The following is a 25,220-nucleotide window of genomic DNA, read 5'->3' on the forward strand; positions in this document are numbered from 1 at the left end:
AAACTGAATGTTTTCAATGATCGGGTAGGTTGGGGTGAGGCAAGAACCCCAACCTACCCGACCTGCTTAGCGGGCGGGCACCCCTGATCCCCCGCCGGGTTTGCTGGCGCTTTCTTCCGTGGCGGGGCCGGGAGCTTCCGCGCCTTCCCCGCTGTCGTCTTCGCCCGCTTCGGGCGGCAATTCGCCCGTGTCTTCCTCTTCGTTCAGGGGGGCGCCTTCGTCGCTGTCCTGATCGGGAGGCGGCGCGCGTTTGCTAACGGGTTGTGGAGGCTTGGGCAGGTTCAGCAATTGCCGGGAGGTCTCGCCGGTCAGCTCGTACTGCAAGCCCAGATCGGGCCGGGCCAGCACTAGGTCCGGCTCTTTCTGGGTGACGACGAACTCCACCGGATTGCCCTCCGCGAGGCCGATGCGCACCGTGTCGCCCTGGGCCGGGGCTTCCAGCCGCCGCACGTCGATGGCCCGCGCCGTGGTCCACAGGGTGGCGAGTTCGCCGAGGTCGGGTTTGGCGGCGTCGCCCGGTGGTTCGCGGGTCCATTTGCCGTCCTGGCCCAAGCTGGCTTTCAGGCCCGGAATCTGGATTTCCCGGACCTTGGCGGTTTCCGGCAAGAGCTTCTTGTCCACGTAGTCGGTGGCACCCGCCGTCAGGTGATGGAAGAAATCGTCGTTGACCAGATGCAAGGTCTCGCCGACTTGCACATAGCGGCGCATGTTGATGGGGTCGGAGCCGCCGAACAGCAAGGTGCTATTGCCCAGGATCAGCGTGGCCTTGGGCTTGTCCAGTTCGAACTTGGCGAGTTCCTCCGCCTTCACCGGGTAATCCGCCTCGCTGCTCGACTTGGCGATGTCGATGAGTTGCTGGACGCGAATTTCGTTGGCGGGCGCTTGGAATGGTGCCGTTAGCCGCCAGTGGCCGTCCTGTTTGCCGAACACGACGGTGTCCTTGTTTTTCAGCGTGATGGAGGTCAGCGTGTTCTCGTCCAGGGTAGCGATGGGCGTGGATTCGGTCGGCTTTTTGCCCGGCTCGAAAAAAGCCAGTGCGCCGAGGATCCCGACAGCCGCCAGCAACACCAGATTCAAGGTCAGTCTCGATTTCATACTCAGCGCCCCCGGCGTTTGAACCAGATCACGGCGCCCGCCCCGAACAGGGCAAGCGGCAGAACGAACAGGAAGCCCACGGCGATGGCGCCGGACGCGACGGGCGACAGATCGAGCTTCCGATCCGGTGCCGCCTTGCTGGGGATATTGATGAGGGCGTCGCCCCGGCTGAGCCATTGGACGATATTGACGCCCAGATCGAGATTGCCACCGTTGCCCAGATAGGAATTGGACAGGAAATCCCCATCGCCGACCACAACGATGCGTTGTTGGATTGGCTTGGCGTCTTCGGCTTTGTTTTCGCCGTCCGGCTTCTTCTCCGGTTTGCCCGGCTTGGGCGGATTGTCCTTGGCCGGTTCGGCGGGCTTGGGCGGCTCCGGCGGGACGACCTGACGGGTCAGGGCATAGCCGATGGTCAATGGCCCCTGGCGCTCGCCCTTATCCGCGTCGAACTTGATCTGGCCTTCGATGGGGCCGGTCTCGGTCCAGGAGCGGTCCAGCGTCTCCAGCAGCGGTTCCTGCTCGAACTCCCCGCCCTCGGTCTTGTCCAGCGCGGCGGCGGACGGGAACAGGCTCATTTGCTGAAAATTCAGGGTGATGGCATGGGCCGGGTACTCCGTCACCAGGGCGAAGGTGGGATCGTCTATCCCAAGCAATTGGGTGGAAGCGTCCACCACGATGCCGGACAGGAACTTAACGCCCAGTTGATCCGCCAAGGGCTGGAGTCCATGCAAATCGCCCGGATCGGCCAGCCACCAGAGGTTGCCGCCCTTCTTGATGTACGCCTGGATCAAGCTAATTTCGCCGGGCAGGAGATTGGCGCGGGGACCGGCCAGCACCAGCACGTCGGTGTTGTCGGGAATGGCCGGGTTGGAGACCAGGTTAATCATGGAAACCGTGATGCCCTTGCGCTCCAACTCGTCGGCGAATTGCTTCAAATCATGGTTTGCCTCGCCGCCGGGGGAGCGGTCGCCGTGGCCTTCCAGGAACACGACGTGGCGCTCCTTCGCGGTCGCCAGCCGTTGCAGCGCATTGGTCAGCGCGGTTTCGTTGGTTTCCTGGATTTTCTCCTGGCGGCCCTGGTAGTCCACCACCAGTTCGCCATCGACGGTGATGCCCAGTTGGCGGACCTTGTCGGGCTGGGTATCCGGGTTGACGAAGTTCAGCGCGACATCCTGTTTGTAGCGGCTGTAGCGCTCCACCGTGTCGCGGATCAGTTGGCGGGCCTGCTGGTTCTCCCGCGCATAGGCGGTGATCGTGACCGGCTCCTGCAACAGGTCCAACACCTTGCGGCTGGCGTCGGTCAAGGTGTGGCGATGGCTGGCGGTCCAGTCGAACTGCGTGGAATAGCGGGTGCTGAGCCAGCCGAGCAGGCCGACGATGGCCAGGAACAGCAGGCTGAAAAGGAGGTTTTGCAGGCGTAATTCGAGGTGGGTTTTGCGGTTGATCTTCATAGCTTTACTTTTGGAGCCGGTCGTTATCCAGGCGGTGAACGCTCAATACCAGGAAGGTGGCGATGAAGAGCAGGAAGTAAACCAGGTCGGTGGTGGACACCAGCCCTTTCAGCAGGCTTTCGTAGTGGCGCAGCAGGGAAAGATGTTCCAGCGCACCGCCCGCCTTGCCCGCCGAGCCGCCGGTCCAGTCGATGATCCACAGCAACAACAAGGCACCGAAGGTGCTGACCGCCGCGACGGTCGGCTGGCTGGCCAGGGTGGACATATACAAGCCCAGCGCCGCGAATCCGCCCAGCAGCAGCGTCAGCGCCAGGGTGCAGGCCACGAGTTTGCCGATGTCCAGCCCGCCGCCCACCAACAGGGACAGCGGCATGAGCAGGATCATTCCCACCATGATGAGCAGGAACGAGAACACGCCCAGGTATTTGCCGAGGACAATTTCCGTCATGGACACCGGCGCGGTGAACAGCAGGGAAAGCGTGCGGTTGCGGCGCTCCTCGCTAATCAGTCGCATGGTCAGCAGCGGCGTCACCAGCAGCAGGATCACCCCGGCGTTGCCGAACAGCGGCGCGACGATCAAATCGGTCACGCCCGGCGCGTCCGGCATACCGGCGATGCGGGCTTGCAGCGTCATGTAGTAATCGAGTTGGGCCAGGAACATATAGCTCAGAATGATCTGGATCACGCCCAGGATCGACCAGGCCAGGGGCGACAGGAACAGGGTGCGGAACTCCCGCCCCGCGATTGCGAAAGCCATCATTCGGCGTCCTCCTCAAGGCTGGGGGAATGGGTGGTGATGTCGATGAAGATTTCCTCCATGCTGCGCCGCTCGGAGGCCAATTCCCGCAAGCCCCAGCCGGATGAAACCACGACCTCGGCCAGCCGTTCCGATGGGCTTCGGTCCCGGTCGTGGAAGACGCGGTAGCGCCTTTCTCCCAAGTCGTCGATTTTTTGCACGCCGTCGATGAAGGACAGGCGTTCCAGATCGGGCGCGTCGCGGGTTGCTATGACGAGGCTGGAGGCCCGCATCTGCTGCTCCAGCCCCTCGATGCTGTCGTTCAGCACCAAGCGCCCCCGGTGGATGATCTGCACCCAGGTACAGCTTTCCTGGACTTCCGGCAGGATGTGGGTGGACAGGATCACGCCATGCTCCTGGCCCAAGTCGCGGATCAATTCGCGGATTTCGCGAATCTGGATCGGGTCCAGGCCCACGGTCGGCTCGTCGAGGATGATGACGGCGGGCATGTGGATGATGGCCTGCGCGATGCCCACCCGCTGCTGATAGCCCTTGGACAGATTCCCAATCAGCCGCCCGCCCACTTCGGTGAGTCCGCAGCGCTCCTTGGCCTGGTCCAGCGCGGACTGGTGCTTGGGCTTGGCGAGGCCGTGCAGTTTCGCGCAGTACAACAGGTATTCATCGACGGTCAGCTCCCGGTAAACCGGCGGGATTTCCGGCAGATAGCCGAGTTCCCGCTTGGCCTCCTTGGGGTTGTCCAAGATGTCGATCCCGTTGATGAGGATTTGCCCGGAGGTGGGGGCGAGGTTCCCGCAGATCATCTGCATGGTGGACGACTTGCCCGCGCCGTTGGGGCCGAGGAAGCCTAAGATTTCGCCCTTGGTCAGGGTGAAGGAGACGTTATCCACGGCGCAATAATCGCCGTAATAACGGGTCAGTTGATCGACTTGAATCAGTGCGGTCATCGTGGCTGAGTGCTTACGGTTGGAAAGGCATGAAGGGTGAAACCGGCTGTCGGTCGTGGGCCGGTAAGATACAAAACTTTTTTGGGGGAGTACAAACGGGGGAGGGCGTGGTTTCGCTTGTTCCCGAGCCGGAGCTTGGGTGGTCGGTTCTGAAGTCTATGGCTTCCCCGGCCTATATTGCTCGACGCCGTGGACGGCGGTTTCCAATGTGGGACTTTACGATGGAAGCTGTCGGTTTTATTTACATTTGTCTGTCCGCCTTTCGGTGGATATTGGTAGGTGCATGAAATAAAAGCTTATTTATTTAGGCGTGATTTATGCTTTTGACGGGATGGGAAAGGAATTAACGCTGTCATGTGACAGAGTTGCTGACCCGCCTCGACCTTGAGTGAGCGCTTCCGTAGCCTAGCTCAGGTCTGGGCTTCCTTAAGCCACCTACTCGAAAGGGAAATTCATGAACTTGAAAAATATCCTCATCGCGGCCGCCCTCGGCCTTACCTTCGCCATACCGCAGGCCGAAGCGGCGCTGTTCAACTTCTCCTATACCAGCGGCGTGGGCACGCTTGCCGGGACGCTGGACGGCACCCTGCAAGCCGACAACAACACCGTGTTCGTCAACTCGGTACTCGATTTTGCTACCTTTGACGGCGTTTCTGGACCTTCGTTGCCGTCCATCGTCTCAGCAAGCGATTTCATTGGCGCGTCGGGCATTCTGGCAACCCTGAGCCTCGACGGTTCGGTCATGGATTTCTGTGCCGCCATAACGACATGCAGCGATGATGGGTTTGGCTTTGTACCTGCTGGACTGGTGGGTAACCCTTCAGTCTTGCACGTGTCCGGCGTGTCGTTCGGAAACATCGATGAAGTCTACAACTCCGCCAACTGGAGCATGAGCGCCGTGCCGGTCCCGGCTACCCTGCCGCTGCTGGCCATTGGTGGCGCGGCGCTGGTGGCCCGCCGCCGCAAGACCGCTTAATTCCCGCTGGGATTTCGCCGAACTAAAGACGCCGGACGGTTCGCGCCGTCCGGCGTTTTTTGTGCCCGGAAAAAAGTTGACCCGCCCCGGCAATTACTTTACATAGGCGAGGGGGTCCGGGACGGGGCGATAGGGCGCTTGTCAATCAGCCAGCTAGACACAAAATGGTTCTCGCCGGTGGCGCGGACGGCTTCGCCGGATCGTGGCTGCTTGCGGGATTTTTTTGTGCCTATAGCCCTGTACGTCGGGTTGTAGGTCGGGCTTTAGCCCGACATCCAAGACCGTCGGAAGGATCGGGCTAAAGCCCGACCTACAGACGATTTTGCCCCTGCCCCGGATGCTTGCCAACCCGCCCCCCGTGGGCGAATCACAACCCAAAACAGGAAAACTTCCTATGCGAATTGGTGTACCCAAAGAAATCCACGCGGGCGAGAAGCGCGTGGCGACCGTGCCGGAGGTGGCCGAGAAGCTCATCAAGCTGGGCTTCTCCGTCACGGTGGAAAGCGGGGCCGGTGTCGGCGCCAACTTTTCCGACGATTGCTACCGGGAAGCCGGCTGCGACATCGCCGAATCCGCCGACGCCGTGTGGGCCGAATCGGACATCGTGCTGAAAGTGCGCGGCCCGCAGCCCTCCGAAGTCGAGAAGCTCAAGGCAGGCGCCAGCCTCGTCAGCTTCCTGTGGCCCGCGCAGAATCCCGAATTGCTGGAAAGCCTCGCTGCCAAGCAAGCCACCGTGCTGGCGATGGACAGCGTGCCGCGCATTTCCCGCGCCCAGAAGCTCGACGCCCTGAGTTCCATGGCGAACATCGCCGGGTATCGCGCCGTGGTCGAAGCCGCTCATCAGTTCGGGCGCTTCTTCACCGGGCAGGTGACGGCGGCGGGCAAGGTGCCGCCCGCCAAGGTGTTCATCATTGGCGTGGGCGTGGCGGGATTAGCCGCCATCGGCGCCGCCAACGGCTTGGGCGCCATCGTCCGGGCTTCCGATACCCGGCCCGAGGTGAAGGATCAAGTCAAATCCATGGGCGCTGAGTTCGTGGACGTGGAGTATCAGGAGGAAGGCTCCACCGCGGGCGGCTACGCCAAGGTGATGAGCGAGGGCTATCAGAAAGCCCAGCGGGAAATGTACGCCCGCCAAGCCATGGACGTGGACATCATCATCACCACCGCGCTGATTCCGGGCAAACCCGCGCCCCGGCTCATCACCGCCGGGATGGTGGAATCCATGAAGCCCGGCAGCGTCATCGTCGATCTCGCCGCCGAGCAGGGCGGCAACTGCGAACTGACCGTGCCCGGCGAAATCGTGGTCCGCCACGGCGTTTCCATCATCGGCTACACCGACCTCCCCAGCCGCTTGGCCCGCCAGTCCTCCACTCTCTACGCCACCAACCTGCTGCGCTTGCTGGAGGAACTCTGCAAGGCGAAGGACGGCAACGCCGTCGTCAACATGGACGACGAAATGATCCGGGGCGCGACCGTCGTGAAGGATGGCTCCATCACTTGGCCGCCACCGCCCATCGCCGTGTCCGCCGCGCCCAAGGTCGGGGCCACCGCCGCGCCGCCCGTCGTCAAGGAACCCAAGAAGCCGCTGCTGCCCGCCTGGGCTTCGACCACGCTGAATATCGCGCTGGCCGGTCTGGTGTTCTGGTGGGTGGGCGCCAACGCGCCCGCCGCCTTCCTGGCGCATTTCACCGTGTTCGTGCTGGCCTGCTTCGTGGGCTACATGGTCATCTGGAACGTCACCCCGGCCCTGCACACTCCGCTGATGAGCGTCACCAACGCCATTTCCAGCATCATCGCCATCGGTGCCTTGATTCAGGTGTCCTCGCCCGGCGCGTTCATTTTGATTCTGGCCGGACTCGCCATCGTGCTGACTTCGATCAACATGGCGGGCGGCTTCTGGGTCACCCAGCGCATGCTGAGCATGTTCAGAAAATAAGCGGAGAAAACAACAATGTCCGAAGGATTAGTAACCGTCTCTTATATCGCCGCCACCATCCTGTTCATTCTGAGCCTTGGGGGTCTCTCGAATCCTGAAACCGCCCGGCGCGGCAACCTGTACGGCATCATGGGCATGGCGATTGCCATCCTGGCGACCGTCACCGGGCCGAAAGTGACCAGCTACGTGCCCATCGTCATCGCCATGGCGATAGGCGGCGGCATCGGCATCTATGCCGCCCGCAAGGTCAAGATGACCGAAATGCCGGAACTGGTGGCGCTCATGCACAGCCTGGTCGGTTTGGCCGCCGTGCTGGTGGGCTATGCCAACTACATCGACCCCACCGCCGCCCTGACCGGCGTGGAGAAAACCATCCACGAGGTGGAAATCTACGTCGGCGTCCTCATCGGGGCCGTGACCTTCTCCGGGTCCATCATCGCGTTCGGCAAGCTGTCCGGGAAAATCGGCGGCAAGCCGCTGATGTTGCCCGCTCGTCACTGGTTAAACCTGACTTTGCTGGTGCTGGCGATTGGGCTGGGCAAGTGGTTCTTGGGGTTCGAGAACCACGCGGGCCTCTTCCCGCTGATTCTGATGACACTCGTCGCGCTGGCCTTCGGCGTCCACATGGTGATGGCGATTGGCGGCGCGGATATGCCCGTGGTCGTGTCCATGCTCAACAGCTATTCGGGCTGGGCGGCGTCGGCGACCGGCTTCATGTTGAACAATGACCTGTTGATCGTGACTGGCGCGTTGGTGGGTTCGTCGGGCGCGATTCTGTCCTACATCATGTGCCGCGCCATGAACCGGCATTTCGTGTCGGTCATCGCGGGCGGCTTCGGCACGGGCGGCGGCACGGCCCCGGCGGCGGGTGCTCAGCCGGAAGGCGAGGTGCAGCCGATCAATTCGGAGGAAACCGCCGAGTTGCTGCGGAATGCGTCGAATGTGGTGCTGGTGCCGGGTTACGGCATGGCGGTGGCGCAGGCGCAGCATACGGTGTACGAGATCACCAAGCTGCTGCGGGAGAAGGGGATTAATGTGCGGTTCGCCATTCATCCGGTGGCGGGGCGGATGCCGGGCCACATGAACGTGCTGTTGGCGGAGGCGCGGGTGCCTTATGACATCGTGCTGGAAATGGACGAGATCAACGAGGATTTCCCGGAGACCGATGTGGCGATGGTGATTGGGGCCAATGACATCGTGAATCCCGGCGCGCAGGAAGACCCGAACAGCCCGATTGCCGGGATGCCGGTGTTGGAGGTGTGGAAGGCGAAGACGTCGATTGTGATGAAGCGGTCGATGGCGTCAGGTTATGCGGGGGTGGATAACCCGCTGTTCTATAAGGAGAACAATCGGATGTTGTTCGGGGATGCCAAGAAGATGTTGGATGAGGTTTTGAAGCATCTTCAGGGTTGATTATTGACTACCTTAGGATGTGCCGATTTAGTTGCGATTGCTGAGCTTCGCGGATTCGGCACATCCTGCGGTTTTAGGTAAGTCGATGCTAGTGTCAATCAATACGATATATCGTTTGAAAGAGTGATTTTTTAACGAAGTTTAAAACGCGGCGTGATATTCCAGAAAAATAATAGAGAAAAACTATGGCATCAATAAATATTTCAGATTCTGTTTGGGACTCAAGGGTGCAGGTGTTATGGGTTGCAGTTGCCCTTTTATATTCATTTTCTGATGATAAGGTTCTTGGAAATAAAGGATTATCATCGTTCATAATTTTAATGGGCGGAGGTCTTGTTTTTTTTCTCATAATACATGTCTTGGTGTGTGGGATGATGGATAGAACTCGACAAACATTAATGGTTGCTCTAACGGCAAGCTCTGTTCTTATATATCAATCTGCGGCAAAATTTAAAGATTATGGTGACGCATTTTTCGCCTCCATTTTTGCCTTATTGGTGGCGACATTGTTATGGATGCCTGATAATTATAAAAAACGGAATAGGTTGATGGTAAATTCCATAGTTATAATGGCGCTTATCTTGTGGGTATCGCTGATTCAACTCGGAACCACAGTATTATCAAAATTAATTTTGAAGGCTCTGCAAGAACCGGATAATTATATGATTTATGGACCACAAGGCGTCGGTGCTTTTTATGCGTTAGGGATTGGAATAATTTTGGGCTGTCAAATGTTGCCACTAAATAAATCAGACTCCAAATCCCGCACGCTACAGGATAAAATAATTTTGCGTAGATCAATTTTTTTGGGGCTAAGTGCTAGTGTGGTTGGCTATTTTATAGAAGATAAAATAATCAAGACATTTAATGACAATATTTGCTGGGCTTTGGCTGTGACTATAATTTTTGCCTCAGCAACCATGCCGATCTGTGTTTTAGGATTTAAACAGTTTTTTGTGGATAGAAAGAAAGCTTTCTTCGGTATAAAAAATAGATATTTCAGTTTTTTTCTAATTTTGTTAGCTATTGGTTTGTATTCAACCGAAATAATACAGGTGTATTTTTCAATGAATTATATTGATGGCTTTACTTCCTGGAAGCGATTTATATATGTCGAAGGCTTATCAGTTTTAGGGCTATATTTTTCGTTGGTAAGTTGGGGGGTGGCAGCGGATAAAGCGTGCTCTAAGTTTCGGGGCCAGCTATTGAACTGGATGCAATAGACGCTAGCAAGCGTAGCCCGAATGAAGCGCCGCGAAATCCGGGATGATCGTGGCACCGAGCTACCCGGATTCCGCAAAGCTCTATCCGGGCTATGGGTATTAAGTGGATGGTATGTCACGGTTTGTGCTGGTTCCCAACTTCCAGGTTGGGAACCCAAGTCTTGGAGGCTTTAGCTTCCCGCGCCGACAATACGGGAAGCTAGAGCCTGGAAACGAGTAAAACAAAATTAAGAAAATACCCCCATGCGGTATACCTTCATTGAATTACCACCTTTCGCCGCACTGCGGGATGAATTATTCGAGGATGACGAATTCGCCGACTTCCAAGCCTACCTCTGCCAAAACCCCGAAGCGGGCGACGTGATACCACAAACTAACGGATGCCGAAAAATACGCTGGCGGGCGCAAGGAAAAGGCAAACGAGGTGGAGCAAGGGTAATCTACTTCCTCCGCAATGCGGCGGGACAAATTGTGCTGGTGGCGGTCTATGGAAAAAACGAGCGGGCCGATGTGCCCCGCGATTGGCTACGAAAACTGAAAGAGAGGTATGAAGATGAGCCGGGCTAAAAAACTCCTACAAACCTATATGGCTGAGTTGGAAACTGGAACTTCGCTACCTTGGGCGCGTAAAACGGAATTCACCGAATTGCCGGACGGCTCGATGCGGCGAGTCGTCACAAACTCTGACGGCGCGGTGGAAATAGATGAAACTATCACCGCAGAACGCTGGAAACTTGCTGAAAATAGGGCTTTGGCCGAACAAGCTTTGCCTGAGGAACGAGCCAATCGTGGCAGCCGGGAAAAGTTCGTGCGGGCACTATCTAAATCGCCGAACGTACCGCCGGATGAGTTTGATCGGCTATAACACATGGCTATGATTCGTGGTCTGTCTGAAAAAGGAAGATATAGGCGATTTCTCCGGCGATGATGTGAATCTAGGCGGTAATCCAAGAAGACGCCGGAAACGGCATGATGCGGATTATCGACGAATCCGGTGAAGATTATTTATACCCGGCGGCGTGGTTTGAGCCAGTGGCAATAGGGGAAACGGCGGCGCTTCGGCTTCACCAAGTTTTGAGCGAGGCTGCATAAATTTGTGCTCAGCAAGCGTAGCCCGGATGAAGCGCAGCGAAATCCGGGATGACCGTGGCACCGAGCTACCCTGATTCCGCAAAGCTCCATCCGGGCTACGGGTATTGGGTGGATGGTATGTCACGGTATGTGCTGGTTCCCAACCTCCAGGTTGGGAACCCAAGTTTTGGAAACTCTAGCTTCCCGAGCCGACAATACGGGAAGCTAGAGCTTGGGAACAAGCGAAAAACCAAATAACTGAGGAAATATACTTTATGACAACCATACAGATTGATTTACCCGACGCCACCGCACAGGCCGCCCGCGACGCCGGACTTTTAACCTCATGGGCACTCGAACGGTTAATACTCGATGCGTTGCGGCGGCGGCAAGCGGCGGAGCGGTTATTAACCGTCGCCGATTCCGTCAGTGACGCAGGGATTGAACCCATGCCCATGGAAGACATCGGCGCTGAAATCAAAGCGGTCCGCACCGATAGGCGCACCCGTGCGGCTGCTAATTGATACTAATGTGTTGCTGTCCGGGATACTTTGGAAAGGCGCACCCCATCACCTATTAGCGAAAATCCGGGACGGTGAAGCCACCTTAATTACCTGCGCTGATTTAATAGAAGAATTGGCGGAAGTCATTGCACGCCCCACGTTTTCCGCAATCCTAACCCGGTCAAACTTAACGGCAGAAAATATCGTGCATGATATAAACCTATTGGCGGAAATCGTAGTGCCGATTCCCTTGGCGAACCCAGCATGTCGTGATCCCGACGACGACATAGTGTTAGCAACAGCGCTGACGGGACAAGTTGATTTAATCGTATCGGGTGATGCTGACTTACTCGATTTGAGGCAATTCCAACTTATTCCAATTGTGGGTGCCGCCGAAGCAATCCATAGATTATCGGTATAGCCGGGATGGAGCCTTCATACTCCAGGTTGGGAACCCAAGTCTTGGAAGCGCTAGCTTCCCGAGCCGACAATACGGGTAGCTAGAAATAGCATGGCTTATTTGCTGGGCCTTAGTTTCGTTTCTTATGCCGGATAACAAAATGAAAATAATCGGCACCATCACACAAATAGAAACCATTGCCGAAAATCATGGTATCCGAGAACTCGCCAATCTCCGGCAGCGTTACAGCGACGGCAATTGGAGGAAAAAGAAAGGCATTGCCTTGGTCCAACTCGATAACGGCACTATGGCGCGGGCCGAAATCCATTGGTACGAAGCCCATGGCATCGGCAAAGTCAAAATGAAGGTGAAACAATGGCTATGAAATTCGTGGTCTGTCTGAAAAAGGAAGATATGGGCGATTTCTCCGGTGAGGATGTCAATTTAGGCCGACTTTACGAAGTAATCCAAGAAGACGCCGGAAACGGCATGATGCGGATTATCGACGAATCCGGCGAAGATTATTTATACCCGGCGGCGTGGTTTGAGCCAGTGGCAATGGAGGAAACAGCGGCGCTTCGGCTTCATCAAGTTTTGAGCGAAGCCGCGTAGTTTGCTGGTTCCCAACCTCCAGGCTGGGAACCCAAGTCTTGGAGAGCCTCTAGCTTCCCGAGCCGACAATACGGGAAGCTAGAAGCTCTCCAAAATCGCATTTCCAATTAATCTGTTCGACAACACGAGGAAAACCATGGATGCAATTACCGCCCGGCAAGCCAGTCAAAATCTCGACGGCTTAATCGAAAAAGTCATCGCCAATATTGAACCCACCATCGTATGCAACGACCAAGGCCACAAAGCCGTACTCATGTCATTGGATGAATTTAATTCCTGGCAGGAGACCTTATATTTATTATCCAGCCCAGCAAACGCCGAACATTTGCGCCGCTCCATGGAAGAAGCCCGTGCCGGAAAGGTTATGGAAAAGGCGCTGATTGAATTATGAAGCTGACATTCACCGAGAGCGGATGGGCAGACTATTTATGGGTACAGGAACACGATAAGGATTTGTTAAAAAGAACCAACACGCTTATCAAAGATGTAATGCGAAACCCGTTTCAAGGAGTTGGCAAACCGGAACCATTGAAAGCCAATCTATCCGGGGCGTGGTCGAGAAGGATAAATTCCGAACATCGGCTGGTTTATACCGTGTCGGAAGATGCGATTCTAATCCTGTCCTGCCGGTTTCATTATCGGAAATAGCCAATACTGTTGTACTGGTTCCCAACCTCCAGGTTGGGAACTACGGTGAGTCGCTGGGATATGACGGCTTCGGTGCAAAATTCCAAACGGTGCGAACATTTGGATATTTAGGTATGGTTTCATCCCGCGTAACTAGCCAAGCATCATAATGCTGTGCGGTGGCTATAATAATGCGATCAGCCGGGTCTTTATGAGTGTGCGGAAGATCGACTGAGGCGTGCAATAAGGTGGGATTTACGGGGAGACAAACGATTCCAGCATGATTTAATGCCAAATCAAACCATCTGGGCAATGGCACCGGCAATGTTAATACCCCTTTCTTCACAAGCTGCGAAATTTCCAGGCACGAAATTATCGAGACTGCGAGTATGTCTTCCGATTCTTCGATCCAGCGGCGGACTTCGGGGGTGAGGTTCGGACCTAACTCCGGGTGCAGCCAGCGCGTCCATGCATGGGTATCAAGCAGAATCATTGTGTGCTTCCATTTCATCTGCAAGCATATTCCAATCGCTTTCCGGGATAACTTGGCCGATGTCATCGCCGTGGAGTTGTGCGCCCTGCCAGGCCAGTTCGGCGGGAGGCATTCTGCGAGTGCGGCGGGGGTTATGTTCCTTGCGAAGCAAAATAACCTCGACTTCCTCATTCGGGGATAATACCGGCAGGCCGGTTAATTTGCCTTGGCTGTCGGCGTGAAGCAGGATTTTTTCGGCGAACATGGCGGGTTCCTATGGGGTTGAAGGTTTCAGTCTAAAGCAACAGTTATGTAGTTATGTAGGTCGGGCATGTACTCATGCCCGACATTTCTGGGTAGCGTCTGTCATGGGTGCATGCCCACCTACTTGAGTGGGTTTTCCCATCGTTCCCACGGTCCCCGTGGGAACGCCTCCATGAACGCTCCGGCGTTCCATCCCACGGCGCGGGAGCGCCGCCCGATGCATTCCCACGCTGAGCATGGGAACGATTAAATTAGCTCTCGCTCTGCCCCACCACCACTTTCCAACTCGGCAATTGACTCAAGCAACCGCCTAGCATTAACAGGATTACTTAATAAATAGGCGGTTTCTTCAAGGGCGTTGTAATCATCAAGCGAAATCATCACCACCGGCTGCTCCGAATCGCGGGTTATAATAATAGGCTCATGATTATCACAAACGCGGCTCATCGTGCCGACCAAGTTAGCCCGAACCGTAGCATAGGCAATGGTATCCATAAGAATCTACCTGGACCTCAAGCGGTTCAAAAACATAAATATTGCACATGAAAACACCGCCCACGCGGTTATGTACTTGGCTAAATCCCCGCCTTCCGCTCAATCACATACATATATCTGACCAGCGTCCCCGCGTCGCCATGATCCTTAAACCAGCCATTTTCCGCCATCCGGGCCGTGAATAATAACTCATTCCCCTCGGCGGTGAACTCCGGCTGTAACGCCAACGCCAGATGATAATTCTTCAACCAATGATTGCGGACATTGGCGGTAAAGTCATGGTAAATATAGGAGAATCCCAGCGTATTCAACACCTCCCCTAGGCGGGTATGCTCGGGTAGCAAGTAATCCCCCATGAAATAAATCGTGTCGATGGACAGGATGGTGTCGTAGTTACCGCCGGGAATCTCGTCGTGAATCAAATCGACACAGGAGAATTCCAGCGGCACATTCTTACCCTGAATCCGTTCACGGGCTTGGCCGATGGCAACATCGGAATAATCCAGGCCGTGAACCCGACAACCGGAAGCCTGTTGCAGATATTCGGTGATGCGCCCGTTGGAGCAGCCGATTTCCAACACCTTTTCACCGGGCCTCAATAACGAAGCCAGAAACGCCATCTCCGCCGTGTCCATCATCCCGTGCTGGCATAAATCCCGGCCATAGACCTGCTCGCAATAACGGGCATGGGTCGGACTGGTATAAGCGCGGTGGAAATATTCGTCATACCATTCGTTGGAAAACATTTCGGCTTGCCCCATTCCGCTGGTATGGGACAAGAGTTGATTCATGCTTTCGTCCATCATCGTCTCCTATTTTTTTAGTATTAAGGTTTCCTGATTGGCAAGCTGCTTCCGTCAACCCAAATGAATCCGTCATTCCGGCAGGAGGGTTCGAAAACCTGGTTGAGAATATCCGCGCTCATGCCCCGGCCATCGTCCCGGTAGACGGGCGTGACCCGCTCGGGGGTGCGCGAGGCGCCGATGCGAATCAAGCCGCCGAGGCGATGCTGGCCGAAGCCATGCTGCACGGAATTGACCACGAGGTCGCTGCCCCGGAGTCGGCATTCCAGGCGGCAATGCCTCGCGGGCACCGGCGGCGCAGGATCGGGTAGGTTGGGATGAGGCAGAACCCCAACCTAACCGGATTCCTGTAGGGCGGGCATGTACTCATGCCCACCGAAACACCCCGCCATCAAGTTAAGGCTGCACTCTACCCAGTGGGAGAGGGCTCTTAACTTAATGGCCGCAGCCCTTTCAAAGTGGTTTACCGGGCTAACGAAGTCGGGTTATGTAAGCCCATGATTTTGCTGTGGCCCGTGTCAACGTTGGCAGCGCCTTACGCTTCGGTACAGAAAAATAGTATTTGCAACTCATTGATTTGAAAAGGCTATTTTTACACTTTGAAAGGGCTGCTTAATGGCCGTGATTGGCTTCGACTCCGCTCAGCCAACGGGAACACCGGGCACCCGCAGCTTCCGGGAAGTTATTCCGACCAAATCCTAAATCCCATCACTGCCCCCTCCCCCGCCTTCTTCAAGCAATCCGCCAACTCCTGCGTAGGCGTCCAGCCGCATTGACCACCCGTCTGCCGCTCGCACCGGGCCGTGCGATAGCAGGCGTATTCGGAGCGCCATTCACAGGTGGAAGCCATGTCGGCCTGGTCCGAGCAAATCTGGCCGGAACAGCCGCCAACGTGGCAGGACTTGGGCGTGGCCGCGTCGACCGGCAGATAAAACTGATAAGCCACCAAGGACGGCGCCTTGCCCGCCGCGCCCTTCACCGTGCGATGGGTCGCCGCCAGCAAAATCCCGCCCGGTTGCGCCAGCCGCGCCAGCGCGGCGCTGGTCTTGGCCTCACCCGCCCCGGCCCCGCTCAGATCCAAACCGGCCACATCGCGCTTGGTCACGGTGTTGAGCTTTTCCTCCTGATAGGAACGGCAGGGCGCCGCGACGCAAACGGTGCCATTGGACGCCGCCCGGAAATATCCGCCACGGGGCGGCGTCTCGGAGGCGGCTTCCCAGGCTTCCGTGGCGACGAACACGCCCAGGTTGCCGAAGTTGTCGAACGGCTTGCTTTGCAGGCCACCCCGCAGCAACAAGCGGCCCTCGCCCGCCAGGGCGCGCAACCCGGCCAATTGATCCGCGCTCAGGCCCAACGCGGACCCGTCGATTTCCGCCGCGTAGCACTCGGGCCGGTTCCGCCGGTCCGCGCAGCGGGTGACGGGCTTGTTCACCTGCTGCATGAAGACGCCGCCGCATAGCGGGGAAACACACTCGCGGTGGTCGGGCCGCACGCTGTAATAGGCCGGATCAGCCGCGGCTTGAGCCAGCCCGGGCAGGCACGCCGCCAGAAGCGCGAGAATGCGGATAAACATGGGAACCTCCTGTATCGTTTTATCGGCTCACGAACTAAAAACGGCGGAACACGTCCCGCGTTCCGCCGCTAGATTTTAACTTACCTGGCCCGAAGGCCCGCCGGTTAAGGTTTGGCGGGCGCGGACTCCGCTGGCTTGTCGGCCTGCGCGGCTTCGGCGGGCTTCGCGGGCGCGGCCTTGCGCTCGATCTTGGCGGTCTTCTTCCATTCCTCGATCTGCTGCTGGAACTTCTGGGTTTGCAGCATGTTGCGGACCTGCGGCTTCACCTGCTCGAAGTCCGGCGCTTGCTGGCGGCGGGCTTCTTCCCGCTGGATGACGTGCCAGCCGAATTGGGATTTAACCGGCTTGTCAGTGATCTGGCCATCCTTCAAGCCCTCCACCGCCGCCGCGAACTCGGGCACCAATTGCTGGGGCGAGAACCAGCCCAGTTCGCCGCCGTTCGGCTTGCTGCCGGTGTCGATGGACAGCTTCTTCGCCAAGTCCTCGAACTTGGCGCCCTTGCCCAGCTTGGCGATGACGCTCTGCGCCTCGGCTTCGGACGCCACCAGGATATGGCGAGCGCGGTATTCGGTCCCGCTCATGGCGGCGACCTTTTCGTCGTATTCCTTTTTGACTTCCGCGTCGGTGATGGGCGCCTTCTTGACGAAGTCCTCGGCAGCCAGTTGGGACAGCGCCACCCGCAGGTAGTTATCGGTCTTCTCCACGAAAGCCGGGTCGGCGGCCAAGTTTTGCTGCTCGGCGTGCTGCCGGACCAATTCGCGGGCAATCAGGTCATCAATCAGTTTGTCTTCGGGGATCTGCGCGCCGCCCTGACGGGGCATGGCGAGGGCGCTGCGCGGGATCGGCTTGCCGTTGACGGTGGCGACCACATCTTTGGGCGCGTAGCCGGCGGGCATGGCGCCCGTCGCCGTCACCAGGCTGCCGACGTTGGAGCCGCCTTGGCAACCGGCGAGCAACAGGGCGATGGCGATGTAGGGGGTTTTTCTCATTGCTGATTTTTCCTTGGATTGAGTGAAAAGGTTTCTTGCGACCAAGTAAAGGAGCGCCATTTTATACCGTCGCGGGGCGCGGGATCGCGCCCCGCACTTAGTTGGCGATGGTTGGACTCATCGCCCCGGCACACCGGTGAAGCTCTTCTCCAAGCTATGACACAGGTCGCAGGCGATGGGCGTGCCCGCCGCGATGCCGACCTTCTTGCCCTTCTCGTTGACGAACTCCCGGTCCACCGGCGTCTTCGACAGGCGGGTGCCCTTGTGGTCCGCGCCGTGGCAGGCGGCGCACTGGTCCTCGCCCTTGGCGCCGGGTTTCTTGGCGTAGTTGTTGTGCCAGCCGCCGATCACCCCGCCCTTCTTGTTGGGGGTGGAATCCACGGTGTCGCCGGGCGCCATTTTCCACCAGAACGGGTCGTTGATCGGGTGCATGCTGTGCGGCCCGCCGAGGATGCCGGCCACCGGGTCGCCGCTGTACACGCCGCCGTCCAAGTCGGCCTCGTTCTTGAAGCTGTCCGCCGTGTGGCAGACGTTGCACTCGTGGATCGTGCCGGTGTGGCCTTGCAGTTGCAGCGCGGTCACGTTGTCGTTGGCGCTGGGGTCGCGGTTGGGCCAGATGGCGTGGGCTGCGCCATGGCAGGCCGCGCAGGCGATGTTGCCGTGGGTGTCCTTGCCGAAGCGGTAAACCGGCGCATCGACCTTGGGTTGAACCTCTTTGTCGCCGTTCACCGAGTAGTAAGCGGTCGGGAACGATGCCTTGTAGTTGCCATGCGGGGCGCTGGTGAACCGCACCCGGTTGGGATTGTTGCGGTCCACGGCACGGGTGGTGGCCGACGGGTCGGCGGCGTCGAGGGCCTGCTTCATGACCCCGGCGCTGAAGAAGCCGTTCTTGCCATCCTTGCCCTGGTTGCCGTCGCCGATGTGGCAGGACGCGCAATCAGGATTGTCGAACCAGCCCACCCGGTAGTCGTTTTGGTGTCGGCCTCGCCCCGGCCAACGAGCCACCCGCGAAATCCCATTCATAAGTTAAAGGCAGCGCTTTCTTATCCTTGGTGGCGGCGGTGACTTGGAAGTGGGTTTCTGCCCCAACCTTTAAGGCGGCGCCGGATGCGGGCTGGTGATGGAGCAGGTCGGCGCCTGCAAGCACGCCTTGGGCGCGCCCTTCACCGCCAGCACGGCCTCGTCGGCCCCGGCCTGGACCCGCACCGCGCAGGGCGCGGCGGCCAGTCGGCGACCATTCACGTCGCAGAGTTCAGCCGTCTGAACAGTGGCCTTGTTGGTGCCCTTGACGATGAGCTGCTGGGTCTTCGGGAACCACGCGGCTTGACTGATGGCGACTTTGGACTTGGCCGCCTGCGCCGCGCCGGCGGGCAGCAGGGCCAGCGCCAGCACGGCGGTCAGGGCCGTTAGCAAGGGCGGACGCGGATACGCCTGGGGTGAGTGTCTGAACATGGAGTTTTCCTTATTGTTGGGGACAAATGCCCCGGTCGGGACATCCGGGGCGGGCAAGCAAGTTCCACACCCCCAACAGGAACACTCGATGACACGGGGATTGCCACTCAAAAGGGAATGGCCGGGCTTTGGGTGTGCGCCATATCGCTCGATTGACTGACGCTGAATAACACACGCCTAGAAACGAAACGGCGGGGCACATCGCCGCGCCCCGCCGCCATTGTCATTCACCGTCCGCCCCGGTGAGCCATCGAACTTATGGCGTATATCTAGGTAAAATCACGGCTTGCCACACCGCGAGAACTTGCCATGAAAACTCCCGTCCGGTTCGCCGCCTTCCTGCTCCTCTCCGTCGTTGGTCAAATAGTCCTGGCCGCCGACCCACCGACCAAGGCGCAAAAGCAATGCATCCTGGCCCTGCAAGCCGCTGGCGCCCAGGTGGCGACCGTGGCGAGCAACGACGCCGTGCGCTGCCTCCGCGACACCGCCAAAGGCAAGCTTTCGCCCTCCGTCACCGCCGCTTGTCTCGCCGCCGAGAGCAAAGCGCTACAACGCGCCAAGGCCAAGACCCGCGCCGCCGCCACCAAATCCTGCCGCGAGGCGCCCGGCTTCGGCCCGGCCAGCGCCGACAACGTGAATGCCGCGCTTGCCACCATCATCAACCCGACCGCGATTTTCGGCGACAACCTGGCCGCGACGCTCAAATCCTCAAAAACGGACCGGGCCGCGGCCAACTGCCAACTCGCCTTGGCTCAGGAACTCGGCACCTACGCCCGCACCGAAATCGCCGACTATGGCCGCTGCGCCAAGAACCTGCTGACCAAGAACAAAGCCACCTCCGCCGCCGACCTGGAAGCCTGCGTCGAAGCCGATTCCACCCCCCGGCGCAAGGCCCGCGCCGCCGCCGCCAAGCGTGTCACCGCCCAATGCAAAGGCGTGGCGGGCGCGACGGCGTTTCCCGGCCGGTGCGCCGACGCCTCGGGGGCCGACCTGGACGCTTGCCTGCTGGCGGAAAGCCACTGCCATACCTGCGAGGCGGTGAACGGCGCGGACCGGCTCAGCGCCCCCGGCCATCAATTCAAGGACGGCGTGGCGACCCACTATTGCGGCGACCGACCACAGACCACCCAATCCGTCGCCCGGCAATGGGACGAGCAAATCCTCGACGCCATCCGCATCGACACCCCGCGCCCGCCGGTCCACGCCCGCAACCTATTCCATCTTTCGGTCGCCATGTACGACGCCTGGGCCGCTTACGACGCCAAGGCCAAGCCGTACCTGACCACCGAGCGCCCCGCCTCGGCCAACCCGGCGCGGGACCGCGACATCGCCGTCAGCTTCGCCGCCTACCGGGTGCTGGCCGAGCGCTATTCCGAGAAACTGGCGCTAGGCTTTGAGACTTCCCAGCAGCGCTTCGCCAACCAGATGCACACGCTGGGACTCGATCCGCGCCACACCGCCACCAGCGGCGACGGCCCGGCGGCGCTGGGCAACCGCATCGCGGCGGCGGTCATCGCCCACGGCCTGATCGATGGCGCCAACGAATCCACCAACTACGACGATCCGACCTACCAGCCGGTGAACAAGCCCCTGATCGTGAAGCAGCCGGACATCGACCTCACCGATCCGACCGACCCGGCCTATCTCCTCGACCTCAACCGCTGGCAACCGCTGGCCTTGGACAAGACCGTCACCCAGAACGGCATCCCCCTGCCCGGCAAGGTCCAGAGCTTCATCGGCTCGCAATGGGGCGATGTGGAACCTTTCGCCATGACCAAGGCCGCGCCGGGCGACCTGTACCGCGACCCCGGCCCACAGCCCAGGCTCGGCGGTGCCGACGACGCCGTGTTCAAGGCGCAGGTACTCGAAGTCATCGAACTGGCGAGTCAATTGACGCCCGACGATCCGACGAGCATCGACATTTCGCCCGCGTCCTTGGGAAACAACCCGCTAGGCTCGAACGCGGGCAAGGGCCATCCGGTGAATCCCGTCACCGGCCAGCCGTATGCGCCGCAAACCGTGCTGCGGGGCGATTTCGGGCGGGTGCTGGCGGAGTTCTGGGCCGATGGCCCGACTTCGGAAACGCCGCCCGGCCACTGGAACGCCATCGCCAATGCCGTGGCCGACACGCCGGGCTTCGAGCGGCGCTTCGCGGGCATCGGCACCGCGCTGGAACCGCTGGAATGGGACATCAAGACCTACTTCGCCCTCAATGGCGCGGTGCATGACGCGGCCATCGCTGGCTGGGGCGCGAAGCGGAAATACGATGGCGTGCGGCCCATCACCATGGTCCGGGCCATGGCGAAGTACGGGCAATCATCCGACCCGCTGTTGCCCTCGTATAACCCGTTGGGATTGCCGCTCAAGCCCGGCCTGGTGGAACTCATTACCGCCGAAACCGCCGCGCCGGGCGGGCGTCATGCGGCCCTGGTCACGGCGGAAGCGGGCGGCGAGGTCGGCAACATCGCGGTGCTGTCCTGGCCCGGCAGTCCGGCGGACATCAAGGCCCAATACAGCGGGGTCCGCTGGGTGCTGGGCAAGGCGTGGGTGCCCTATCAGCGGGCGACCTTCGTCACCCCGGCTTTCCCCGGTTATTTCTCCGGCCATAGCGTGTTCAGCCGCTCGGCGGCGGAAGTGCTGGCGGGCATCACCGGCAGCCCCTATTTCCCGGGCGGGTTCCACGAGGGTTTCGCCGCCAAGCCGAACCAGTATTTGATCCACGAGCGGGGACCGTCGCAGGAAATCCGCCTGCAATGGGCCAGTTATTTCGATGCGTCGGACCAGGCGGGGCGGTCGCGGCTGTGGGGCGGCATCCATGTGGAAGCCGACGACTTCACCGGACGGCGGGTGGGGCGGGAGGTTGGATTGGCGGCGTTCGCCAAGGCGGTGGGGTATTTCGACGGCACGGCGGTGCCGTAATGAATGGTTCCCATGCGTTACGAGGCGATGCGGGGCGCGTGGGAATGAGCGGACTCCAGAGATATTTCCTAGCTCGGGTTATCCCGGATTCCGCGAAGCTCCATCCGGGCTATGCTGGCTGACTAAACACTTTTTTTGGTATTTCTGGTGCAAGCTTGCTAAAGGGAATTTGTCCAGTATAAGAAAAAATCTCGATTTTTTTATTTTCATACACTACCCATACTTCTTGAGCGCCTTTGCTTAAGTAAAGCTCAACCTTTTCTGCCATTTCCGCTTTTGAATTAGACGGGGATACAATTTCAATACACAGTTCTGGCGCTTTGGAATAGGGTGTGGCATAGCCAAATTCGGCGATAAATTCTGCGGAGGCCCAAGCCACATCAGCCACTTTGACGCCGTCGGAAGTTTGAATAGAGCATTCGGTGATGATTTCACCATTCGGCAGGGAGTTCCAAAGAATCCCGGATAAGCGCCCTTGAATATTGCCGTGATGGTTGGATGCCGGACTCATCAGCAGCTTGCCAAACTTATTGAGTTCAATTTTAAATGGCAGATTCTGCAATAAAGGATTATTGATAACTTCGGCCCATTCCATACTAGTATCCTCATCAAAAAATAAGGGAGAGGCATTGTTAATTCCAAGCCTTGGCATCTTATCCTATCCGTTCGGGAAGCTAGAAGCTCTCCAAGACTTGGGTTCCCAACCTGGAAGTTGGGAACCAGCACAAATATCTCTGGGTTCCAATCCAACCACCCGAGCCTGATTCACGATACCCGAGAGTATTTCGTAATAGGCCATCAAGCGTCCTTCTTCGTAGGCGGTGGAGGGCTGGATTTGTTCCGCGCGCGTAGTTGCTCCAAAGCTTCTTCCAGGATGAATCGGTAATCAGCTTGATCGGACATTTTCCTTTTGAATCCCCGCGTCGATTTCCGCCGCCGACCGGCGAAATTCCGGCGGAAGCGGGTTATCCCGGAGAAATTGCAGGATTCCCTCGGCGCTGCCCGGCTCGGACTCAAGCCGCGATTCCCGAAGCGGCAACAGCGTTAATACCGCCCGCGTCGGCGTCGCGACGTGAAGTTCTTCCAGGGAGCGAATTGCGCCGCCTGGTTCGACGATAACCTCAATCGCTTGCAACATACTCTTTTCTTCTGTCCGTTTTCAGGGAGTTTAAACCCGCTGCTTGAAATGTAGGCCGGATTGAAGCACCCGCGGAAACTCCGGCATTCCGGGACGCGGGTGGGCTGGAATTCCGCGAAGCGCCATCCCGGCCGGCTTGCGCGACGGGTCGGCGTAATCGCGTAGCCCGCCTTGCGGGAGGCCGACACCCACCCCGGAAAGCGGGTTACAGTGCGCGGCGGATAGCCAGAGGGTGGGCATGTATTTCCATGCCCACCGATTGGCTTATCCGCCGATTGTGGTGGGCATGAGTACATGCCCACCCTACCGGGCTGGGCTGGAATTCCGCGAAGCACCAGCCCAGCCTACAAGCCGGCTTACCCCGTGGTGCCCGCCGAAGGATCAAATACCTTCGATTTAGGGTCGAAACTACCTATTAAGCCTATTAGCCTTTCGAAACGCCGGTGGCTTGGACACATTCAATCGATAGCGACACGCGGGAAAGTAAACCGAAATTCTTAACTCCGCGCTCCCGTCGCAAGGAACTGGAGGAAACTCATGAAAACGCAAGAGACCCGATACCTGCGGAGATTCCTGCTCTGCGGGATCTTCCTGTATTTCGCGTGGGTCGGCACCGTCTCGGCGGGCGCGGTTGTGCCGTTTGAATTGCCGAATGCGCTCGCCGCTAGCGACGATGACTCGTCGGGTCCGGTGAACATCGGCTTTTCGATCAACTTCTTCGGCACCACCTACACTCAGATCTACGTCAACAACAACGGCAACGCGACCTTCGACGCGCCCCTGAGCACGTATACGCCCTTCGGCCTCACGGGAACGCGGCAGGTCATCATCGCTCCCCTCTTCGCCGATGTGGACACGCGCGCTCCGAACTCCCGGATCGTACGATTCGGCACCCCCGCCGGGAGGCCCGACCTCTTCGTCGTCGATTGGATCGAGGTCGGCTACTTCAGTGAGCACGACGACCGGCTGAACAGTTTCCAGCTCATCCTCCAGGACCTCGCCGCACTGCCCGAACACAGTCCCGGAGATTTCCAGATCATGTTCAACTACGACCATATCGCTTGGGAAACCGGGGATGCCAGCGGCGGAACCGGCGGGACCGGCGGCTCCACGGCCCGCGTCGGCTTCTCCAACGGCACCGGCCAGCCGGGAACCTTCTACGAGCTTCCCGGTTCCGGCCTGCCCTTTTATTTCCTGAGCAATGTCACCGGCCTCGTGCGCAACAGGCTGCCGGTGGCCGATGAGTCCCTGCCGGAGGGACGCTACCAGTTCAGCGTGAGAAACGGCATGGTCGATCAGGCCGACCTCGCAATCGCGGTGGAAGCTTCCAGGAAGGGCAGGAATCAGGTCAAATTCGACTTGGTGGTGCGCAATTTCAGCAAATTCAAAGCCGAGAACGTCCGCGTCGGGGGCCGAGTCCACGCGGAAAGCATCGCCTTTCCCCTTCAGATCGGTCCAATTTCTCCCGGCGGCTGTCAAGTGGATACGGATATTGCCGCCAGACCCTTTAGCTGCGACTTCCCCGTGATCGGATCCCAACAATCCAAAAGAATCCGGATCGTGGCGGGCGCCGAAAACCTCGAGAAAGTTTCCGCCGCGGTCGGCAGCGCCACCTTCGACCCGGACCTGTCGAACAACCACCACGAGGCATCCGCCCCCAAGCTTCTCGATCCCCAAGACTGCGCCGGGCAAGTCTTGAGCCGCTCGACGCCCGCATCCGTCCTGTACGAGCCGACGGCCACGGCGGCGGCCACGCAGACCCTCAAGCTCGCCATCATCAATGCCGGCAAGGACAAGGTCAAAATCCGCGGTATCGAACCGCTGGCGCCCGAGGACGGGGGGCCGCCGCCTTTTTCGATCACCGGGATCAGTCCGGAACTCCCCGTCGGCATCGCGCCGGGCGACGGCGAGGTTTTCCGGGTGCAAACGGTGCGGGGGTCGGGACTGCCGCCCAAGTCGGTGCAGCCACCCTACTTCAATATCCAATTCAAGTGCAAAAAGCCAAAGACGTGATGAACCCGTGTAGGCCGCGTGCGCCCCGCTGTTTACGGATATTTGCGCTCGTTCCCAAGCTCCAGCTTGGGAATGCGGTCTTGGAAGCTCT

29 protein-coding genes are annotated in these 25,220 nt (G+C 58.8%); 14 read left to right on the forward strand and 15 right to left on the reverse strand.

What is annotated here, in order from left to right; all coding sequences use genetic code 11:
- Nucleotides 1-66 precede the first annotated feature (66 nt).
- From ACXWUF_RS03165 to ACXWUF_RS03180, 4 genes are read right to left on the reverse strand one after another with little or no spacing between them, the layout of a single operon-like run.
- The gene (locus ACXWUF_RS03165) at nt 67-1,095 is read right to left on the reverse strand and encodes a DUF4340 domain-containing protein (RefSeq protein ID WP_458493204.1); all 1,029 of its coding nucleotides are present in this window, start codon (nt 1,093-1,095) and stop codon (nt 67-69) included.
- Between the two features lie 2 nt (nt 1,096-1,097).
- The gene (locus ACXWUF_RS03170) at nt 1,098-2,549 is read right to left on the reverse strand and encodes a GldG family protein (protein WP_458493205.1); all 1,452 of its coding nucleotides are present in this window, start codon (nt 2,547-2,549) and stop codon (nt 1,098-1,100) included.
- A 4-nt stretch (nt 2,550-2,553) separates the two neighbouring features.
- Nucleotides 2,554-3,309: an ABC transporter permease gene (locus tag ACXWUF_RS03175; protein ID WP_458493206.1), complete on the reverse strand. Its 756-nt coding sequence runs from the start codon at nt 3,307-3,309 to the stop codon at nt 2,554-2,556.
- Nucleotides 3,306-4,250 carry an ABC transporter ATP-binding protein gene (locus ACXWUF_RS03180; RefSeq protein WP_458493207.1) on the reverse strand — a complete coding sequence of 315 codons (945 nt, stop codon included), beginning with the start codon at nt 4,248-4,250 and terminating at the stop codon, nt 3,306-3,308. The genes ACXWUF_RS03175 and ACXWUF_RS03180 overlap by 4 nt, the downstream gene beginning before the upstream one ends.
- A gap of 454 nt (nt 4,251-4,704) precedes the next feature.
- On the opposite strand from ACXWUF_RS03180, the gene ACXWUF_RS03185 reads away from it, so the two are divergent.
- From ACXWUF_RS03185 to ACXWUF_RS03240, 12 genes are all read left to right on the forward strand, one after another.
- Nucleotides 4,705-5,226 (forward strand): PEP-CTERM sorting domain-containing protein, encoded by a 522-nt coding sequence (locus ACXWUF_RS03185; protein ID WP_458493208.1) that lies wholly within the window; start codon nt 4,705-4,707, stop codon nt 5,224-5,226.
- A 394-nt stretch (nt 5,227-5,620) separates the two neighbouring features.
- The gene (locus ACXWUF_RS03190; RefSeq protein ID WP_458493209.1) at nt 5,621-7,162 is read left to right on the forward strand and encodes a Re/Si-specific NAD(P)(+) transhydrogenase subunit alpha; all 1,542 of its coding nucleotides are present in this window, start codon (nt 5,621-5,623) and stop codon (nt 7,160-7,162) included.
- Nucleotides 7,163-7,177: 15 nt separating this feature from the next.
- Nucleotides 7,178-8,575, forward strand: a complete 1,398-nt coding sequence (gene pntB / locus ACXWUF_RS03195; protein ID WP_458493210.1) for a Re/Si-specific NAD(P)(+) transhydrogenase subunit beta — start codon at nt 7,178-7,180, stop codon at nt 8,573-8,575.
- Between the two features lie 185 nt (nt 8,576-8,760).
- The gene (locus ACXWUF_RS03200; RefSeq protein WP_458493211.1) at nt 8,761-9,798 is read left to right on the forward strand and encodes a hypothetical protein; all 1,038 of its coding nucleotides are present in this window, start codon (nt 8,761-8,763) and stop codon (nt 9,796-9,798) included.
- A gap of 243 nt (nt 9,799-10,041) precedes the next feature.
- Entirely contained in the window at nt 10,042-10,365 is a 324-nt protein-coding gene (locus ACXWUF_RS03205; RefSeq protein WP_458493212.1) for a transcriptional regulator, read from the forward strand.
- Nucleotides 10,352-10,663 (forward strand): hypothetical protein, encoded by a 312-nt coding sequence (locus ACXWUF_RS03210; RefSeq protein WP_458493213.1) that lies wholly within the window; start codon nt 10,352-10,354, stop codon nt 10,661-10,663. Before ACXWUF_RS03205 ends, ACXWUF_RS03210 begins: the two co-directional genes overlap by 14 nt.
- 481 nt (nt 10,664-11,144) lie before the next feature.
- Nucleotides 11,145-11,393, forward strand: coding sequence for a hypothetical protein (locus ACXWUF_RS03215; RefSeq protein WP_458493214.1), 249 nt, complete (start codon nt 11,145-11,147; stop codon nt 11,391-11,393).
- The gene (locus tag ACXWUF_RS03220) at nt 11,377-11,793 is read left to right on the forward strand and encodes a putative toxin-antitoxin system toxin component, PIN family (RefSeq protein ID WP_458493215.1); all 417 of its coding nucleotides are present in this window, start codon (nt 11,377-11,379) and stop codon (nt 11,791-11,793) included. Before ACXWUF_RS03215 ends, ACXWUF_RS03220 begins: the two co-directional genes overlap by 17 nt.
- Before the next feature lie 139 nt (nt 11,794-11,932).
- A complete protein-coding gene (locus ACXWUF_RS03225; RefSeq protein ID WP_458493216.1) occupies nt 11,933-12,157 on the forward strand; it encodes a hypothetical protein in 225 nt (74 codons plus the stop codon).
- Nucleotides 12,154-12,384: a hypothetical protein gene (locus ACXWUF_RS03230; RefSeq protein WP_458493217.1), complete on the forward strand. Its 231-nt coding sequence runs from the start codon at nt 12,154-12,156 to the stop codon at nt 12,382-12,384. The genes ACXWUF_RS03225 and ACXWUF_RS03230 overlap by 4 nt, the downstream gene beginning before the upstream one ends.
- A 136-nt stretch (nt 12,385-12,520) precedes the next feature.
- Nucleotides 12,521-12,775 (forward strand): type II toxin-antitoxin system Phd/YefM family antitoxin, encoded by a 255-nt coding sequence (locus ACXWUF_RS03235; RefSeq protein WP_458493218.1) that lies wholly within the window; start codon nt 12,521-12,523, stop codon nt 12,773-12,775.
- Nucleotides 12,772-13,032, forward strand: coding sequence for a Txe/YoeB family addiction module toxin (locus ACXWUF_RS03240; protein ID WP_458493219.1), 261 nt, complete (start codon nt 12,772-12,774; stop codon nt 13,030-13,032). Before ACXWUF_RS03235 ends, ACXWUF_RS03240 begins: the two co-directional genes overlap by 4 nt.
- 40 nt (nt 13,033-13,072) lie before the next feature.
- Here ACXWUF_RS03240 and ACXWUF_RS03245 read toward each other — a convergent pair whose 3' ends face one another.
- From ACXWUF_RS03245 to ACXWUF_RS03285, 9 genes are all read right to left on the reverse strand, one after another.
- Nucleotides 13,073-13,504: a type II toxin-antitoxin system VapC family toxin gene (locus tag ACXWUF_RS03245; protein ID WP_458493220.1), complete on the reverse strand. Its 432-nt coding sequence runs from the start codon at nt 13,502-13,504 to the stop codon at nt 13,073-13,075.
- Nucleotides 13,491-13,748, reverse strand: a complete 258-nt coding sequence (locus ACXWUF_RS03250; RefSeq protein WP_458493221.1) for a hypothetical protein — start codon at nt 13,746-13,748, stop codon at nt 13,491-13,493. The genes ACXWUF_RS03245 and ACXWUF_RS03250 overlap by 14 nt, the downstream gene beginning before the upstream one ends.
- Before the next feature lie 245 nt (nt 13,749-13,993).
- Nucleotides 13,994-14,242: a type II toxin-antitoxin system Phd/YefM family antitoxin gene (locus ACXWUF_RS03255; RefSeq protein ID WP_458493222.1), complete on the reverse strand. Its 249-nt coding sequence runs from the start codon at nt 14,240-14,242 to the stop codon at nt 13,994-13,996.
- A gap of 80 nt (nt 14,243-14,322) precedes the next feature.
- The gene (locus ACXWUF_RS03260) at nt 14,323-15,033 is read right to left on the reverse strand and encodes a class I SAM-dependent methyltransferase (protein WP_458493223.1); all 711 of its coding nucleotides are present in this window, start codon (nt 15,031-15,033) and stop codon (nt 14,323-14,325) included.
- A gap of 35 nt (nt 15,034-15,068) precedes the next feature.
- Nucleotides 15,069-15,335, reverse strand: coding sequence for a hypothetical protein (locus tag ACXWUF_RS03265; protein ID WP_458493224.1), 267 nt, complete (start codon nt 15,333-15,335; stop codon nt 15,069-15,071).
- Nucleotides 15,336-15,727: 392 nt separating this feature from the next.
- Nucleotides 15,728-16,618, reverse strand: coding sequence for a DUF6748 domain-containing protein (locus tag ACXWUF_RS03270; RefSeq protein WP_458493225.1), 891 nt, complete (start codon nt 16,616-16,618; stop codon nt 15,728-15,730).
- Between the two features lie 104 nt (nt 16,619-16,722).
- Entirely contained in the window at nt 16,723-17,607 is an 885-nt protein-coding gene (locus ACXWUF_RS03275; protein WP_458493226.1) for a peptidylprolyl isomerase, read from the reverse strand.
- A 117-nt stretch (nt 17,608-17,724) separates the two neighbouring features.
- Nucleotides 17,725-18,630: a hypothetical protein gene (locus tag ACXWUF_RS03280; protein ID WP_458493227.1), complete on the reverse strand. Its 906-nt coding sequence runs from the start codon at nt 18,628-18,630 to the stop codon at nt 17,725-17,727.
- A 69-nt stretch (nt 18,631-18,699) separates the two neighbouring features.
- Nucleotides 18,700-19,059: a hypothetical protein gene (locus ACXWUF_RS03285; RefSeq protein WP_458493228.1), complete on the reverse strand. Its 360-nt coding sequence runs from the start codon at nt 19,057-19,059 to the stop codon at nt 18,700-18,702.
- A gap of 309 nt (nt 19,060-19,368) precedes the next feature.
- Between ACXWUF_RS03285 and ACXWUF_RS03290 the strand changes: the two genes are divergently transcribed.
- Nucleotides 19,369-21,978 (forward strand): vanadium-dependent haloperoxidase, encoded by a 2,610-nt coding sequence (locus tag ACXWUF_RS03290; protein ID WP_458493229.1) that lies wholly within the window; start codon nt 19,369-19,371, stop codon nt 21,976-21,978.
- Between the two features lie 109 nt (nt 21,979-22,087).
- Here the strand turns inward: ACXWUF_RS03290 and ACXWUF_RS03295 are convergent, their stop codons facing one another.
- Together ACXWUF_RS03295 and ACXWUF_RS03300 are read right to left on the reverse strand one after the other, a co-directional pair.
- A complete protein-coding gene (locus ACXWUF_RS03295; RefSeq protein ID WP_458493230.1) occupies nt 22,088-22,573 on the reverse strand; it encodes a Uma2 family endonuclease in 486 nt (161 codons plus the stop codon).
- Nucleotides 22,574-22,864: 291 nt separating this feature from the next.
- On the reverse strand, nt 22,865-23,116 hold the full coding sequence (locus ACXWUF_RS03300; RefSeq protein ID WP_458493231.1) for a hypothetical protein: 252 nt from the start codon (nt 23,114-23,116) through the stop codon (nt 22,865-22,867).
- 537 nt (nt 23,117-23,653) lie between these two features.
- Between ACXWUF_RS03300 and ACXWUF_RS03305 the strand changes: the two genes are divergently transcribed.
- Nucleotides 23,654-25,129 (forward strand): nidogen-like domain-containing protein, encoded by a 1,476-nt coding sequence (locus ACXWUF_RS03305; RefSeq protein WP_458493232.1) that lies wholly within the window; start codon nt 23,654-23,656, stop codon nt 25,127-25,129.
- The last annotated feature ends 91 nt before the right edge of the window (nt 25,130-25,220 follow it).

Source organism: Methylomagnum sp. (genome assembly GCF_054333355.1).

What these genes read in the sequence shown, in the direction of transcription:
- ACXWUF_RS03165 (WP_458493204.1), bottom strand. Translation starts at nt 1,095, where the DNA reads ATGAAATCGAGACTGACCTTGAATCTGGTGTTGCTGGCGGCTGTCGGG.
- ACXWUF_RS03170 (WP_458493205.1), bottom strand. Translation starts at nt 2,549, where the DNA reads ATGAAGATCAACCGCAAAACCCACCTCGAATTACGCCTGCAAAACCTC.
- ACXWUF_RS03175 (WP_458493206.1), bottom strand. Translation starts at nt 3,309, where the DNA reads ATGATGGCTTTCGCAATCGCGGGGCGGGAGTTCCGCACCCTGTTCCTG.
- ACXWUF_RS03180 (WP_458493207.1), bottom strand. Translation starts at nt 4,250, where the DNA reads ATGACCGCACTGATTCAAGTCGATCAACTGACCCGTTATTACGGCGAT.
- ACXWUF_RS03185 (WP_458493208.1), top strand. Translation starts at nt 4,705, where the DNA reads ATGAACTTGAAAAATATCCTCATCGCGGCCGCCCTCGGCCTTACCTTC.
- ACXWUF_RS03190 (WP_458493209.1), top strand. Translation starts at nt 5,621, where the DNA reads ATGCGAATTGGTGTACCCAAAGAAATCCACGCGGGCGAGAAGCGCGTG.
- pntB (WP_458493210.1), top strand. Translation starts at nt 7,178, where the DNA reads ATGTCCGAAGGATTAGTAACCGTCTCTTATATCGCCGCCACCATCCTG.
- ACXWUF_RS03200 (WP_458493211.1), top strand. Translation starts at nt 8,761, where the DNA reads ATGGCATCAATAAATATTTCAGATTCTGTTTGGGACTCAAGGGTGCAG.
- ACXWUF_RS03205 (WP_458493212.1), top strand. Translation starts at nt 10,042, where the DNA reads ATGCGGTATACCTTCATTGAATTACCACCTTTCGCCGCACTGCGGGAT.
- ACXWUF_RS03210 (WP_458493213.1), top strand. Translation starts at nt 10,352, where the DNA reads ATGAGCCGGGCTAAAAAACTCCTACAAACCTATATGGCTGAGTTGGAA.
- ACXWUF_RS03215 (WP_458493214.1), top strand. Translation starts at nt 11,145, where the DNA reads ATGACAACCATACAGATTGATTTACCCGACGCCACCGCACAGGCCGCC.
- ACXWUF_RS03225 (WP_458493216.1), top strand. Translation starts at nt 11,933, where the DNA reads ATGAAAATAATCGGCACCATCACACAAATAGAAACCATTGCCGAAAAT.
- ACXWUF_RS03230 (WP_458493217.1), top strand. Translation starts at nt 12,154, where the DNA reads ATGAAATTCGTGGTCTGTCTGAAAAAGGAAGATATGGGCGATTTCTCC.
- ACXWUF_RS03235 (WP_458493218.1), top strand. Translation starts at nt 12,521, where the DNA reads ATGGATGCAATTACCGCCCGGCAAGCCAGTCAAAATCTCGACGGCTTA.
- ACXWUF_RS03240 (WP_458493219.1), top strand. Translation starts at nt 12,772, where the DNA reads ATGAAGCTGACATTCACCGAGAGCGGATGGGCAGACTATTTATGGGTA.
- ACXWUF_RS03245 (WP_458493220.1), bottom strand. Translation starts at nt 13,504, where the DNA reads ATGATTCTGCTTGATACCCATGCATGGACGCGCTGGCTGCACCCGGAG.
- ACXWUF_RS03250 (WP_458493221.1), bottom strand. Translation starts at nt 13,748, where the DNA reads ATGTTCGCCGAAAAAATCCTGCTTCACGCCGACAGCCAAGGCAAATTA.
- ACXWUF_RS03255 (WP_458493222.1), bottom strand. Translation starts at nt 14,242, where the DNA reads ATGGATACCATTGCCTATGCTACGGTTCGGGCTAACTTGGTCGGCACG.
- ACXWUF_RS03260 (WP_458493223.1), bottom strand. Translation starts at nt 15,033, where the DNA reads ATGAATCAACTCTTGTCCCATACCAGCGGAATGGGGCAAGCCGAAATG.
- ACXWUF_RS03270 (WP_458493225.1), bottom strand. Translation starts at nt 16,618, where the DNA reads ATGTTTATCCGCATTCTCGCGCTTCTGGCGGCGTGCCTGCCCGGGCTG.
- ACXWUF_RS03275 (WP_458493226.1), bottom strand. Translation starts at nt 17,607, where the DNA reads ATGAGAAAAACCCCCTACATCGCCATCGCCCTGTTGCTCGCCGGTTGC.
- ACXWUF_RS03280 (WP_458493227.1), bottom strand. Translation starts at nt 18,630, where the DNA reads ATGAATGGGATTTCGCGGGTGGCTCGTTGGCCGGGGCGAGGCCGACAC.
- ACXWUF_RS03285 (WP_458493228.1), bottom strand. Translation starts at nt 19,059, where the DNA reads ATGTTCAGACACTCACCCCAGGCGTATCCGCGTCCGCCCTTGCTAACG.
- ACXWUF_RS03290 (WP_458493229.1), top strand. Translation starts at nt 19,369, where the DNA reads ATGAAAACTCCCGTCCGGTTCGCCGCCTTCCTGCTCCTCTCCGTCGTT.
- ACXWUF_RS03295 (WP_458493230.1), bottom strand. Translation starts at nt 22,573, where the DNA reads ATGGAATGGGCCGAAGTTATCAATAATCCTTTATTGCAGAATCTGCCA.
- ACXWUF_RS03300 (WP_458493231.1), bottom strand. Translation starts at nt 23,116, where the DNA reads ATGTTGCAAGCGATTGAGGTTATCGTCGAACCAGGCGGCGCAATTCGC.
- ACXWUF_RS03305 (WP_458493232.1), top strand. Translation starts at nt 23,654, where the DNA reads ATGAAAACGCAAGAGACCCGATACCTGCGGAGATTCCTGCTCTGCGGG.